General features: G+C 43.3%; 14 protein-coding genes. 3 read left to right on the top strand and 11 right to left on the bottom strand.

The features are described 5' to 3' along the window. Positions 1-37 precede the first annotated feature (37 nt). The 4 genes from CHI10_RS04615 to CHI10_RS04600 form a co-directional block, all read right to left on the bottom strand. Positions 38-229, bottom strand: a complete 192-nt coding sequence (locus CHI10_RS04615; RefSeq protein WP_095243158.1) for a hypothetical protein — start codon at positions 227-229, stop codon at positions 38-40. A 66-nt stretch (positions 230-295) separates the two neighbouring features. Then, the gene (locus tag CHI10_RS04610) at positions 296-1,303 is read right to left on the bottom strand and encodes an ABC transporter ATP-binding protein (protein ID WP_095243157.1); all 1,008 of its coding nucleotides are present in this window, start codon (positions 1,301-1,303) and stop codon (positions 296-298) included. An 11-nt stretch (positions 1,304-1,314) separates the two neighbouring features. Further along, positions 1,315-2,121, bottom strand: coding sequence for an ABC transporter permease (locus CHI10_RS04605; RefSeq protein WP_095243156.1), 807 nt, complete (start codon positions 2,119-2,121; stop codon positions 1,315-1,317). Positions 2,122-2,124: 3 nt separating this feature from the next. Beyond that, entirely contained in the window at positions 2,125-2,928 is an 804-nt protein-coding gene (locus CHI10_RS04600) for an ABC transporter permease (protein WP_095243155.1), read from the bottom strand. A 173-nt stretch (positions 2,929-3,101) separates the two neighbouring features. Here CHI10_RS04600 and CHI10_RS04595 point away from each other — a divergent pair, with 173 nt between their 5' ends. Next, entirely contained in the window at positions 3,102-4,466 is a 1,365-nt protein-coding gene (locus CHI10_RS04595) for a YjiH family protein (RefSeq protein ID WP_095243154.1), read from the top strand. 44 nt (positions 4,467-4,510) lie between these two features. Here the strand turns inward: CHI10_RS04595 and CHI10_RS04590 are convergent, their stop codons facing one another. The 5 genes from CHI10_RS04590 to CHI10_RS04570 all read right to left on the bottom strand — a co-directional run bounded on the left by CHI10_RS04590 (position 4,511) and on the right by CHI10_RS04570 (position 9,468). Beyond that, on the bottom strand, positions 4,511-5,032 hold the full coding sequence (locus tag CHI10_RS04590; protein ID WP_095243153.1) for a hypothetical protein: 522 nt from the start codon (positions 5,030-5,032) through the stop codon (positions 4,511-4,513). A 19-nt stretch (positions 5,033-5,051) separates the two neighbouring features. Then, positions 5,052-6,149 carry a PRK06851 family protein gene (locus CHI10_RS04585; RefSeq protein ID WP_095243152.1) on the bottom strand — a complete coding sequence of 366 codons (1,098 nt, stop codon included), beginning with the start codon at positions 6,147-6,149 and terminating at the stop codon, positions 5,052-5,054. A gap of 117 nt (positions 6,150-6,266) precedes the next feature. Then, on the bottom strand, positions 6,267-6,743 hold the full coding sequence (gene ybaK / locus CHI10_RS04580) for a Cys-tRNA(Pro) deacylase (protein ID WP_095243151.1): 477 nt from the start codon (positions 6,741-6,743) through the stop codon (positions 6,267-6,269). 112 nt (positions 6,744-6,855) lie between these two features. Further along, a complete protein-coding gene (locus tag CHI10_RS04575) occupies positions 6,856-8,517 on the bottom strand; it encodes a glycoside hydrolase family 13 protein (RefSeq protein ID WP_095243150.1) in 1,662 nt (553 codons plus the stop codon). A gap of 411 nt (positions 8,518-8,928) precedes the next feature. Continuing rightward, positions 8,929-9,468: a hypothetical protein gene (locus tag CHI10_RS04570; RefSeq protein ID WP_095243149.1), complete on the bottom strand. Its 540-nt coding sequence runs from the start codon at positions 9,466-9,468 to the stop codon at positions 8,929-8,931. 189 nt (positions 9,469-9,657) lie between these two features. On the opposite strand from CHI10_RS04570, the gene CHI10_RS04565 reads away from it, so the two are divergent. Next, entirely contained in the window at positions 9,658-10,203 is a 546-nt protein-coding gene (locus CHI10_RS04565) for a hypothetical protein (RefSeq protein WP_095243148.1), read from the top strand. Positions 10,204-10,861: 658 nt separating this feature from the next. On the opposite strand, the gene CHI10_RS04555 is transcribed toward CHI10_RS04565, so the two are convergent. Next, a complete protein-coding gene (locus CHI10_RS04555; protein WP_009336790.1) occupies positions 10,862-12,157 on the bottom strand; it encodes an IS110 family RNA-guided transposase in 1,296 nt (431 codons plus the stop codon). Positions 12,158-12,349: 192 nt separating this feature from the next. Then, positions 12,350-12,805: an SRPBCC family protein gene (locus CHI10_RS04550; RefSeq protein ID WP_095243146.1), complete on the bottom strand. Its 456-nt coding sequence runs from the start codon at positions 12,803-12,805 to the stop codon at positions 12,350-12,352. Positions 12,806-13,098: 293 nt separating this feature from the next. Here CHI10_RS04550 and CHI10_RS04545 point away from each other — a divergent pair, with 293 nt between their 5' ends. Beyond that, on the top strand, positions 13,099-13,281 hold the full coding sequence (locus CHI10_RS04545; RefSeq protein WP_048009494.1) for a hypothetical protein: 183 nt from the start codon (positions 13,099-13,101) through the stop codon (positions 13,279-13,281). Positions 13,282-13,349 lie beyond the last annotated feature (68 nt).

Genomic DNA, 13,349 nt, shown 5'->3' with positions numbered 1-13,349 from the left:
TGCTCTTCTATTATGAGCAGAAGCCTCATCGGGAGGCTTACATTCCATTATGATGATCATTTTTCATGTTATGCATATAGGACTCCATGTAGGCTCTCTCTGACTCAGATACATGCTTTTCATTTTCCCCAGGGTCAAAATCGTCGACCCCATGCTTTCTATGCCACCAGTCCACAAACATGCCTGTTCCCAGCAATACTGCACAAAAGCCCAGCAAATAGAGAATCATTTTGATCACCTCTATATAGTATATCATTTTTTCAGAAAATATTGATATATTGACCAAGCCTATTTTTTACACTTTTACGGTTTCCGGCAGGTCCTGATAGCCCTCCTGATAAATGCGGCTGATGATCGATTCGATGGCAGGCTCTTCCACTGTCAGATCCTTGATATTATGTGTTTCGGTAATTTGCGCAATCAGTCCTGAAGCTGACACTTCATCCCGGTTAAACCGGATCCAGAAGCGGCTTGCTTCTTCTTTATACACTTCACCGCCCTTAAGCTTCAGGCTGTGTGATGATTCCTCCAGGTCCACGATGAGTGTCCTCGTTTTGCCGAAACGCTCCTTGACGACTGCAATCTCCCCGTCATACACCTTTTGCCCATGGTCGATGAGGATCATCCGCTCACAGAGCTTTTCAATATCCTCCATGTCATGGGTGGTTAAAATGACGGTTATGCTGCGCTCCCTATTAATCTCTTTTATGAAAGTCCTCATTTTTTCCTTTGCGACGACATCCAGGCCAATCGTCGGCTCATCCAGAAACAGGATAGGCGGGTCATGCAGCAGGGATGCGGCAATGTCAGCCCTCATCCTTTGCCCTAAGGAGAGCTGGCGGACCGGCGTGTTCAGGAATTCATCCAGCCCCAGTATCTCGGTGAAGGTGTCCATATTTTCCTTATACCGCGTATCCGGAACCTGATAGATTTCCTTCAGCAGCTCAAACGATTCGATAGTAGGCAGATCCCACCATAGCTGTGTTCTCTGGCCGAAAACCACTCCGATATTCTTGGCATTTTCCTGTCTGTTTTCGTATGGAATGATGCCGCTCACCTTCACACTTCCGGAGGTTGGAACCAGAATGCCCGTCAGCATTTTGATGGTGGTGGATTTTCCGGCGCCATTCGGTCCGATATAGCCGACCATTTCCCCTTCATTGATCGAAAAGCTGATGTCCTTCACAGCTTCTTTTTTAATATGTTCTCTTTTGACAAGGCTCTTCACAGCGCCAAGGAAGCCTGTCTCTCGCTTGGCAATCATAAAGTCCTTCATTAGATGTTCAACCTCAATAATCGGCATTTACAGCCCTCCTATGAACCTGTACTTTTATATCGCTTTAAACCCAGCATCCAGATCGAATAAGCAATAGCGAAAAAGACAATGCCGACAAGCGGCGAATAATACCCGATATTCTCCGGGAAAAAGGGTGTTTCTTTTTCAAGGAGGACGGCCGCAGGAAAATAGTTCACAAAGCCGAATGGGATCACAAATGCCGTAAACCATTGGACGGCTTTCGGATAAATGACCAAAGGATAATTGGTCAGATTTCGGGCAGGAAACATGGCCACCCAATAAAATTGCTCCGATTTCGTCGTCCAGAAAGCGAGGGCAGAAATCATGACAAGCAGTCCTCCCTGAATAAGGATGCCCCCCACCACAGATAACAGCAGAAACAAGCTTTTCCCCATTGTCCAATCCAGCTGCAGCTTAAAGCTGACCAAAATAAAAATGCCGATGCTGAAGATGAACTGCCCAAAAGAGGCGACATCAAATTTCATTGCCATGAAATGAAAAAAAGGATTGATTGGCCTGACAAGGAAGCGGTCAAACGTGCCGTTTAAAATGTAGGTGTCCAATCCCCTGAAGTGGAAAAAGAGAATGATGCAAAACCCCCAGGATAAAACAGAGACAGCAAAAAGAAACAGCATCTCGTAAAACGTCCAAGAGCCGAGTTCCTGAAACTGATAAAGCATGATCCACATCGTAAGAGCGGTGCCTGTATAGGATGTAATGAGGCCCACAATCCTCATGACAAAAGCAAACCGGTACTGCAGCTGGGCTCTCACCCCTGCGGAGATGAGCTTGAAATACAAATCGAAATAGTTTAAAACACTCACACTTTATCCCCCCTGTACCACCACTTTTTGGGATGCTCGATTCCAGACAAACCGTAACAGCAGATAACTGGCTGCAGCCCAGAATAATTGGACACCCAGGGAAAGCAGAATCTCCGTACCAGAGATTTTGCCTATAAAAATGGCATTTGGTATGTAATAGATCCCCTGAAACGGCAGGTAAAGCGCCATCGTTTCCAGCCAGCCCGGGAAAAACCACAGCGGGATGACGGAACCGGACAGAAGGGACATGGCGAAGTAAAAGACATCGACAATTCCGCCCGTTTCAACGAGGAAAAAGGAAAGCAGCCCGAAGGACATTTCAATGCAATAACGGATCAGGAATCCTATAAAAGCGGATACGATAAACAACGCCCAGGTCTCCCATCCTGAAGGCAATGTCAAATCCATAAAAATGAACATGACGGTATATAAAGGGAGCAGCGCTGTCAGTATGTAAAAGGCTACACTGCCAAAGTCGGCAAAAAGGTAGCGGAGCGGCACATCAAACGGCCTCATTAATTCCAAGGAAATATCGCCGGTACGAACCTTCTCCTGGATTTCCCATAGCGGGGTGCCTGCCCCATTAACTCCCGTTAAAAACTGACTGACCACAATATATGTCAGCATGGACTCAAAGCTGACGCCGCCAGCCTCTTCCCTGCCGGCATATAATGCTGTCCAGATCGAGCCCCACATCAGCAGAAAAATGAGGTTTGAGCCGAGCCGTGACCATACATCAAACCGATAAACGGCCGAGCGAAGAAAGGCCTTCTTCGTGAAGGTCCAATATAACCGAAACCTGAACATCCCTACACCCGCTTTTTGATTTTTTTGATTATTTCATATTTTAACATAATATGGGAGACAATAAATAAGAAGTTTAAAAAGAAGGTAAACGGTGGAATTTAAGAGAAAGGGTTGGCTTTTTAGGGGTAATGAATTAAAATAACATGTGGTTTATAAATATAAGAAAAAGGTGAATGATATTGATTGATGCATCCAGAAAGAAGCATTCTTCTTCCGATCTGATAAAATTTCTCATACCGTCTTTAATGGGAATCAGCTTATTCATGGTTCCGATCAAATACCAGGGGGATATTACGATCCCTATAGCTATTTTTTCAGGCTGGATTCAAAATCTGCTTACAGACTACCTTCCGGAAATTATGGCCTTTATTATTGTAATTACTTTTTTGGGCACTCTGCTGGCGAAATTCGCCAAGCCTGCTTTTATAGAAAATAGCCCATTTTTCAAAAACTTATTTGATGTTCCCTATATTTGGGCAGCAGCAAGATTCATAGGCGCTGTTTTTGCCGTTATCACCCTATTTCAAATCGGACCTGAACAGATCTGGTCCGAAAACACAGGAGGTCTGCTCTTAAATGACCTTCTGCCGATCCTGTTTTCGGTCTTTTTATTTGCGGGGCTGTTCCTGCCTTTGCTTTTGAACTTCGGATTGCTTGAATTCTTTGGCGCCCTTTTAACGAAAATCATGCGTCCGGTATTTAAGCTGCCGGGAAGGTCCTCTATTGACTGTGTAGCTTCCTGGCTTGGAGATGGCACAATTGGTGTTCTTTTGACCAGCAAGCAGTATGAAGAAGGCTATTATACGAAAAGGGAAGCAGCCATTATCGGCACAACGTTTTCTGTCGTATCCATTACCTTCAGCCTTGTCGTGATTTCACAGGTGAATCTTGGCCATATGTTTGTGCCTTTTTATCTGACCATCACCGCGGCAGGTTTCATCTGCGCCATCATCAGCCCGAGGATTTGGCCTCTGGCAAAAAAACCTGATACGTATTATAACGGGCAGGAAGCGGAGCTTGATGAAAATATTCCTGAAGGACATACTCCTTTCAGCTGGGGGCTTAAGCAGGCGTTAGATAAAGCACGCACCAATCAAAGCCTGAAAGCCTTCTTCCAGGATGGCGCTAAAAATATTCTGGATATGTGGATGGGTGTAGCTCCGATTGTCATGGCTTTGGGAACATTGGCTCTGATCGTAGCCGAATACACGCCGGTTTTCACGTATCTGGGAATGCCGTTCATTCCATTGCTTGAATTAATGCAGGTTCCGGAAGCAAGAGCCGCCTCTGAAACACTTGTGGTCGGTTTCGCCGATATGTTCCTGCCATCCGTGATCGGAGCAAGCATTGAAAGTGAGATGACCCGCTTTATTGTCGCTGCAGTATCTGTTACCCAGCTGATTTATATGTCAGAGGTGGGCGGACTTCTGCTTGGCTCTAAGATACCTGTATCTTTCTGGGATCTTGTTATTATCTTTATCCAGCGGACGCTGATTACATTGCCGGTGATCGTGCTGGCTGCACATCTTCTTTTTTAATATACGAAAAGAGGTATCCTTATGCGGGATACCTCTTTTGTATGTTAGAAGCATTGAAAGGAACGAATTCTCCTCAAATCTGTTCCGTAATACGTCCAGCGCCAGTTTCTCCAGCGCCAGCCGGCAACAGAGGTTCTGCCGACAAAGGTTGGGTAGAACCAGAAGCTGTTTCCGTTTTGCAGCCATACAAAGGTATTGCGGAATAAGCAGCCTCTTATGGCACCAGGATCAACAGCAAATGTGCTAACCTGCTGCATTTGAGGTGTAAAGTTTGGCGGAGGAGCCGATGGTGGTCCATCCTGTCCTCCAGGGCCTCCTCCACCACCTGGAGGTCCCGGTGGTGGTCCCGGAGGTCCAAATCCGCCGCCCGGTCCACCTGGTGGCGGTCCTGGTGGTCCGAACCCTCCACCCGGCGGGAATCCCGGGATGCCGAAGCCTCCTCCTGATCCTCCGCCTGGAAAACCAGGGATGCTGAAGCCTCCTCCTGATCCCCCGCCCGGAAAAATGCGTCCATGTTCATTTTGCTCATACATATAGGGATAAAACGGATAGTTCATATAATCCATTTAAATACTCCTTTCGTGATTAAACTTTTTCTGCAATCAGCAGCAATTCTGAGCGGATCTGCTCTTTGATCCGGTCCACCACTGAAAAGTCCATAGCATTTACATAGATTTTTTCCAGTGTGTCGCGCTGGGTTTTTGCCCGTGCCAGATAAGAGATGGCTTCTGTCATTTTATTTTTATAACGGGTGCTGATATCCTTTAGCTGTTCAGCGTAAATTTCATCTGTGCCTGAGTTGATCGTTATTTCATACATATCGACGATTTCATCACCATCCCGATTCGGAAAATATTCATGCGGAGCCGTGCTGTCAAAGATAGCGAGGCCCAGTTCACGCACAATGATCATATCCAGGCTGTGCGGATCAAAACCGCAATGATAGATTTCAATATCAAATCCCCGGCTTTCAGCTTCTTTTGCCAGCTTCTTCAGCATGGTGGACTTGCCGGAACCCGGACGCCCTTTTATGAAGTATCTTTTTTGAATATCCTCCGTAAGATTCGGCACAAAATCCACCGCTCCAATCGGAGTGGCTGCCCCTAAATAACGATGCTTCACAGTTGGAGTCTTATTTAATTTCGTATTTGCATAGAAGGTCGCAATCAGCTTTTTCGTCAGTTCATCCGCCTTCTGAAAATTCATATTTTCTATATAGATTTTTTCCCACTCATCATGAATCCTCAGTGCTTCGGCAAACGTGTCATAGGCTGTTGCAAAGGAATTGCTGATTTGGCCCGACAGTACGGTAATCTCTTCTTTACATGCAGCCAGTGCCCTTGAATCCCAGGCTTCGCCAAGATTGATATATTCTTCGACCGCGCCGGGTGCTTTCGGTTCGATCACATGCGGGGCTGTTCCATCGACAATGCCTGCTTTTAAAGAAGGAATGATGACGCCATCGAGCGATTGACTGTCAGATGAGCAATAAATGTATTCCAGGTCATAGCCTTTTTCGGACAGGTCTGCCCCGATTGCTTTCATCAGGGATGATTTGCCTGTTCCCGGTCCGCCTTTTAAAATATATAGGCGGTCAAGCCCTGCCAGGTTTGAGTCGAATAAATTGTGGAATCCCCGGGCTGTATTCCCGCCGGCGAAGTATTTTAATATTTTCCCAGCCACTCCTACACTTCCTTTCGAAATGCATTTTCACCTTACAGTATGCAAAAGGAGCGGGATGGGTGAGAGCCTATGAAAAAAAGAGTGCTGAATCAGGGTGATTCAGCACTCTTGCTTTTATTATTTGATCAAATCCGCCAGTTCAGCCCCAATGGCCTTCTGCAGGTCGTCCACCTTGAGCTCCATCTGCATGCCGATTTTGCCGCCGCTGACTATGATCAGATCCAGTTCTTCTGCCTTTCTGTCGATGAAAGAAGGAAACAGCTTTTTCATTCCGACCGGGGAGCAGCCTCCGCGGATGTAGCCGGTGAGCTTCTGGATATCTTTGACCGGGATCATTTCCACTTTCTTTTCGCCGGCAGCTTTTGCGGCTTTTTTCAGGTCGAGCTCTTCTGCCACGGGTATGATGAACACGAAGATCTGCTTGCTCACGCCTTGAGCAACTAAAGTTTTATAAACGGCTTCAGGATTTTTGCCGATTTTCTCTGCAACCGAAACACCATCAATCTTCCCGCCCTGGCTCTCATAAGTAATCAGTTCATACACGACCTTTTGAGCATCGAGCATACGCATCGCATTTGTTTTACCCTTTGCCATTGCCTGCGCCTCCATTGGTTATTTTCCTCATTTTAGCATTTTTGGCCGGTTTCAAAAAGGTGCAGGCAAAAGAATAGCAGGATCCCCCAAAAGAGAATCCTGCTAAAAGAAATTATTTCAATCGGTACACACGGGCTTCATAAGGCTTAAGCGTAAATGAATCCATATCACCATGTTTTTCAACTGGATAGTTATTTAATAAAAGCTGCTCATAAGAAAGCTTATCATCTGTTTCAAAAGATGCTTCCTCTGTTGAAAGGTTTGTTATCACGACTACCTTGTCATCATCAGATGTACGGGTATAGGCATAGATTTGCTGGTCATCTTCAAGAAGCAGATCGTATTGGCCATAGGTGAAGACCTCATTATCCTTTTTCAATCGAATCATTTTTTTATAGAAAGAAAGGATAGAGTCTCCGTCCTGCGATTGGACCTCCACATTGATCTCCTTATAGTTCGGATTGAGCTTCATCCATGGCTGACCTGTGGTGAATCCTGCTTTATCTTTAGTGGACCACTGCATTGGCGTACGGCTGTTGTCGCGGGAAGAAGCCCAGATGATGTCCATAATGTCCTGGTGAGACATGCCTTCCTCTTTCTTCAGGCGGTACAGGTTCTTTACCGCAACGTCATCATAGTCGTCAATGGAAGGGAACTGGACATTCGTCATGCCGATTTCCTGTCCCTGATAAATGAATGGCGTACCCTGCATCAGGAAGTACATAGCACCCATAGCTGTTGCGCTTTGCTGCCAGTATTCCTTATCATTTCCCCATGTGGAAACGACACGCGGCTTATCGTGGTTCTCGATGAATAACGCGTTCCATCCGTCCGCTTCCAGGCCTTTCTGCCAGCGGGTCAGAACCTTTTTCAGCTCGACAATATCAACCTCAGGGTTTGTTTCCGCGTCCCAAAGACCAAGGTGCTCAAATTGGAAAATCATATCCATCTTACCCTGCTCTTCCCCGACCCAAAGGTCCGCTTCATCCACTGTAACACCGTTTGCCTCGCCGACTGTCATCACATCATAGTTCGCATAGGTGCGGTCTTTAAATTCCTTTAAGTACTCGTGAATGCCTTCCTGGTTCATATGCATATCGAAGGAAGAAACATACTTTTTCTTCTTTGGGTTCGGCATATCAGGCAGGCCGGCACGCTTTTTGATATGGCTGATGGCATCAATCCGGAAGCCGTCGATTCCCTTGTCCAGCCACCAGTTCACCGTATCATATAAAGCCTCGCGGACCTCTTTATTTTCCCAGTTCAAATCAGGCTGCTTGGTGGAAAAAACATGAAGATAATACTGCTCTGTCTTCTCATCGTATTCCCATGCCGATCCGCCGAAAATGCTTTCCCAGTTATTTGGCTCCTTGCCATTCTTTCCGTCTCTCCAAATATACCAGTCTCTTTTCGGGTTCTCTTTGGACTCACGGGACTCAATAAACCAAGGATGCTCATCACTTGTATGGTTCAGCACAAGATCCAGAATCAGCTTCATATCGCGCTTATGGACCTCATCCATCAGCTGATTGAAATCCTCCATCGAACCGAAATCCTCCATGATATCCTGGTAGTCTGAAATATCGTATCCATTATCATCATTAGGGGATTTGTACATTGGGCAAATCCATATGACATCAATGCCTAACCCTTTAATATAATCCAGCCGCTGAATAATTCCCTGAAGATCGCCAATTCCATCTCCGTTTGAATCCTGGAAACTGCGGGGATAAATTTGATATCCAACTGCTTCTTTCCACCATACCTTTTTCATGTTAACACCCTCATTATATATAAATTTCTTTTCTATAATCTTTGTTTGGTGCGCAAACGTTTGCATTAAGCGGCATAAAAAAAGCTGCCTGCTTAATGCATGTGCATACTACTACAGTAAGTGTAACGCTTACAATTCAATTTTTCAATACCCTAATTAAATTAGGATTTATAGAAAAAGAAAACTCGCATATTAGCGGGTTTTCTCTGTTTTTGAAGGTTTCTTATTTAAGTAAAGCACCCGTTAGTTTAAGTGGAATTCTTCACAATATCTTAATGTAACTCCAATGTAATTGTGTAGTACCAGAAACTGGTTGCTTAGAAAAAGACCTCTCGTATTTAAGCAAGGGATGTTATCTCGAAGATTGTTGCTATGGAGAAAAGAGGGGCTTATTCCACATTTGGCATCGAGTTAATCGTTTTGGTATTGCAATTCAATCGTTTTAAACTGATGCTTATAATTAAAAGCATAATGGACGATTAATGTATTGGGTGACTCCCATTCCAATTCATAGGCCCCTTCCGAAAATGGTTTGTATTCCCGATCGACATCGAGCCTGGTTCTGGTCAAAGCGGTCATGAATAAGCCTGAATTGGATACTTGGTAAAGTTTGACATACCCTTTTTCGATCGCCACAAATTTTTCGCTTTGATCGGGAGAGGAGAACGTGGTGTATTTGGTTTCCATGAGCAGATTCGGCGCGCTAGTTACTAAGATGAAAAAGGTCCCAATCCCTATCGCCATCCATTTCATCCCTTTATCCGTTAACATATATACAGCTGAAATGACGGCTGCAATAATGAGCAAGGCGCTTATGGTATGATGCCCGATGCCTTTGGATGGCGGCCCTAGTTGAAAGTAAACACCCTTTGTATCCATCACCAATTGTATGAGCAGAAGGAATACACTGGCACCAAGGCCAATGATGGCTATCTTATTACGTTTGATCATTTGATTTAACCCTCCCTTACCTTTGAGAACTTATCGCACAAAGTATATCATAATTAAGTTCAAAACATTGCGCGAACTCTTGTAGATGGTTGGAAAGACGAATATAATGATATGTAAAATATTAGAAGATTGCCATCATCCATTTTAGAAGAATGCGGGTCATAGTTTCTGTTAAAGGGAGGACTGTTTTTGAAAATCATTAAAATCGGATTGGTCGGTATGTTGGCAGTCGGATTGTTGACGGCATGTAATGGAAATGACGCTAAATCGGTTGCAAAAACGGACGATCAGCCAGCCGCGGTTGAAAATGATACGGTTGAATTTTCTCCGGAAGCAAAAGAATGGATTGCTGAAATGGCGGCGGAGTTCAATCGGGCACCGGAGGAAAGTTTTGATGAATTAAAGCAAGAAGATGTTGGATTTGTTTATTATACAAAAGCCAATGATCTCTATGAAAATATGCAGCACTATATTGATGACAAAAATGAAAGTTTCGATGAGGACTTTGCCAACTTGCGAATGCTTGCAGCTGGAATAAGCCATGATCATTTGAACGGACCGCCCATATCGATGATACGGGGAAAGAAAAGGACAACCTTGAACATGCTGAGGATTGGAAACCCGTACCGGCAAGCATGGAGACGGCGTATCAATACATGGGACAATTACTCAACGATTTGGACGTTACCATCAATAAGGGCGGCAAAGGGAATTCTTTTGGAGTGTCACACTTAACGAATGGCAATAAGGTGAATGAACTGGAGTCGTTTATAAAACACGACAGCTAATACAAGACACCTTTCTTTTGGAGAGGTGTTTTCTTTTAGCCAATTAGTCGAATCACTATTTATCAAATCAAACACCACAAATTTTGTAATTAACCAGCAAAGAGTTTCTTCTATTTTTCCCCATTGGTTATATCCCCTTAGTGCATGAATAATAACTAAGCATATAATGTTTTCTAAACTAACCTCCCTCAATAAAAGAAGCGAAAACACTTATTTACTCTTGTTTTCTTAGAATTTCATAGTTATTTACCTTTCGGTAACTCACTTTATAAATGGAGGATCTTCACTTGAAAGGATATTTTTGGACAGAGTGAGAAAAAAGAGTTAGAACCCACTAACCAATCCCTTACAGAAAATGGTGGATGAGTAAAAATATAACCGCACTGGTGGATGTCCACATTTACTCATGGAGGTCAACCCTCCCATGTCTCACAGAGTCTTCGCTCTCAAATTCCTTCGTCCAACCTTTCCATGAGGTGGATGTCAGCCATGCTGCCCCACAGGGTCCAAGCCCGTAATTTAGTTGCTTTGCCGACTAATCCGTGCTTCAAATGTCTCCAAAACTATAAAAGCAAGAACTACTACTTATCTAATCTAAACAAAAGTTAAGCTGCCATTTCCGTCTTCTTTGTTACTGCCAAATGAGGGATGTCCTTTAGCATCTTTTCCTCATTAAAATCAAATTGCTTTTTTCCTATACTGAAGAAAATCCGAATTAGTTTATTACACAAAGCAATCAGGGACTGCATCTTCTTTAAAGGATTATCCGGACGTTGAGTATAGTAAGCATGTAATGCTTTAAATGCAGAATTTTTGGCGACGAGAATCATACAGACCCTGAATAACAGTGCCCTGAGTTTCTTTCGGCCTCTTTTTGTGATGGTCGTTTTTCCTTTGTGCTTGCCGGATGTATTTTCTTTTAAGCTTAAGCCGGCCAGCTTGATAATCTGCCTTGGATGATTGTATTCACCTAAATCTCCTACTTCCGCAAAGAAGCCGGCAATTGTATCCCTGCCTACACCTTTTATCGCTAACATTTGTTGTACACCTGGTATTTCATCAAGCTGGCTGTCTATTTTGGCGTCCAATTCTTCGAATTGTAACTGAATTAAATCATACTTAGCCAGAATGGTTTTTAGCTCCAGCCTGGCCATTTCAGCACCTTGTCGAAGTCCGATGGACTGGCTAGCTGCCTGTTTTAATTCGCGGATCTTGTTTAATCCAACACTCCGAGATACGGACTTTCTCAAATGGACGAGTAGTTCTTCTTCGGTGAATACAGCTATTTCATGTGGCAAGGCATAGAGCTTTAAGAATTGTAAAGCAGCCTTACCTTCCCATTTCTTAAAAACCTTGAGGAATTCCGGAAAATACCGGTCAATCCAGTTGTGCACCTGTCCTTGGACCGTTTGTAGGTCTTCAGTTAAAAGATCGCGTATTTTCTTTGCCACACGGAGTTCTGCATAAACACCTTGCGGTATTGTTGGTTCGGCGTATCTTCCATCCTTGACCAGCTGGGCTATGACCTTGGCATCTTTCACATCATTTTTGGTGGGTGAGTTATCATCCAACTCTTTGCTTTTCTTGACGTGCAACGGGTTTACTGCGACAAACTTTATCCCATTTTCTTTTAAGATATGGGCCAGATTAAACCAATAGTGGCCTGTTGGCTCCATGCCAACCATCACTTTACTCATACGCTGTTCTTTTTTGATTTCCGAAATCCATTTAAGAAAGTTTTCAAATCCTTCTTTTGTATTTTCAAATTGACACGGGGATCCAAACTCCATTCCCCTGAAATCCTGGGCACGAGCCACATGTTTGAATTTCGCAATATCGACTCCTATAATAAGAGTTTGAGAAGTGATTTGAGCAATCTTCTTATTCTGGTTATAATTCATTGTAAAGCCTCCTGGTGTTTGAGATTTTTGTCCTTTTTGCTTGCCGGCTTCAGGACTCTCTCATTCTACCAAGAGGTTATTTTTTTGTTCAAACTCCATTTTCATTCATTACAGGAATGCTGCCCCATTAGTTCAAAAAGATAAAAGCTACTCGATTAGAGTTGAACACAAGCACCTTCTTTTAGACGAAGGTTAACCCATATTTTCAGCAATCTTTTTCAGTGCCTTTGCACGGGAAACAATAAATGCCCTCATATATTTCTCCAAAAATAACTTGTCCACTACAACACCAATTAGTCCGAAAGGTGATTTATACTGAAATTTATCAATCATTATAGTTCCGCCAGCTTCTTCAATAAATTGATGGGTATGAACAAAGGAATGGAATGCACCCTTCACCATAACATCTACAAACATAAGAGGTTTTTCCATTAATGTCACTTTGGCTGTCAACCTTTGTTTAATACCAAAGTGGATGGCTTCCCAGGTAACAGTATCGCCTTGTTCTAATAACCCTTCTGTCACTCCACTAACAGCTCTTTCCTTAGTTTTAGAGGTCGTTTGAGTATGAATATCTACGTTTCTAGCAAGGTCAAAACATACTTCAACAGGTGCTTTAATAAATTGTTGATGCTCAATAACAGGCATTTTATTTTCTCCTTTTACAAACACTTACTAACACTATAATTATAATTCGTCAAAGTCGATATTAACTAATTCTTATTGAACTAACCTGTCCCTTTTGTTAAATAAGAAAAAAGCCGCCTGGTTCGGCAGCTGGATCTAAAAGTAACGCACCCGATAGTTTAAGTGTATTTATTCACAAACTTAAGACCTTATTAGACACCTGCCTGTTTCCTATACGTCCGTCCTTTATTCGTTGGTATAAATTTAAATGCGGTTACAGATAATATCCCTATAACAAATTAGGGGGTTATGAAATGGAAGGAGCAACCACAAGTAATAATGGAATGAGCACTTCTAATAAACTAAACCTTTCAGGTCTTGGTGTTGGAGCAATTGTACTAACCACTCTTTATACTGCTGTTTTAGCTTCGCAGTTAATGGCTACCAAACATAAAGTCGATTACCTTTATTACAAAGAAATAACACAAAATAAATAGCTTATTATAGGCGGTGTTTTTTCACCGTCTTTTATTATACATAAAACAGCAATTTGAGCTAAACTGCC

The sequence above is a fragment of the Bacillus sp. 7894-2 genome, from assembly GCF_002272225.1.
Classification (GTDB): domain Bacteria; phylum Bacillota; class Bacilli; order Bacillales; family Cytobacillaceae; genus Cytobacillus.
This window is presented reverse-complemented; position numbering and strand designations above follow the sequence as displayed.

Excerpts from the sequence above, each read along its gene's own strand:
- CHI10_RS04590 (WP_095243153.1), bottom strand. The coding sequence starts at position 5,032 with ATGGATTATATGAACTATCCGTTTTATCCCTATATGTATGAGCAAAAT.
- CHI10_RS04550 (WP_095243146.1), bottom strand. The coding sequence starts at position 12,805 with ATGCCTGTTATTGAGCATCAACAATTTATTAAAGCACCTGTTGAAGTA.
- CHI10_RS04545 (WP_048009494.1), top strand. The coding sequence starts at position 13,099 with ATGGAAGGAGCAACCACAAGTAATAATGGAATGAGCACTTCTAATAAA.
- CHI10_RS04600 (WP_095243155.1), bottom strand. The coding sequence starts at position 2,928 with ATGTTCAGGTTTCGGTTATATTGGACCTTCACGAAGAAGGCCTTTCTT.
- CHI10_RS04610 (WP_095243157.1), bottom strand. The coding sequence starts at position 1,303 with ATGCCGATTATTGAGGTTGAACATCTAATGAAGGACTTTATGATTGCC.
- CHI10_RS04615 (WP_095243158.1), bottom strand. The coding sequence starts at position 229 with ATGATTCTCTATTTGCTGGGCTTTTGTGCAGTATTGCTGGGAACAGGC.
- CHI10_RS04595 (WP_095243154.1), top strand. The coding sequence starts at position 3,102 with ATGATATTGATTGATGCATCCAGAAAGAAGCATTCTTCTTCCGATCTG.
- CHI10_RS04570 (WP_095243149.1), bottom strand. The coding sequence starts at position 9,468 with ATGATCAAACGTAATAAGATAGCCATCATTGGCCTTGGTGCCAGTGTA.
- CHI10_RS04555 (WP_009336790.1), bottom strand. The coding sequence starts at position 12,157 with ATGAATTATAACCAGAATAAGAAGATTGCTCAAATCACTTCTCAAACT.
- CHI10_RS04575 (WP_095243150.1), bottom strand. The coding sequence starts at position 8,517 with ATGAAAAAGGTATGGTGGAAAGAAGCAGTTGGATATCAAATTTATCCC.
- ybaK (WP_095243151.1), bottom strand. The coding sequence starts at position 6,743 with ATGGCAAAGGGTAAAACAAATGCGATGCGTATGCTCGATGCTCAAAAG.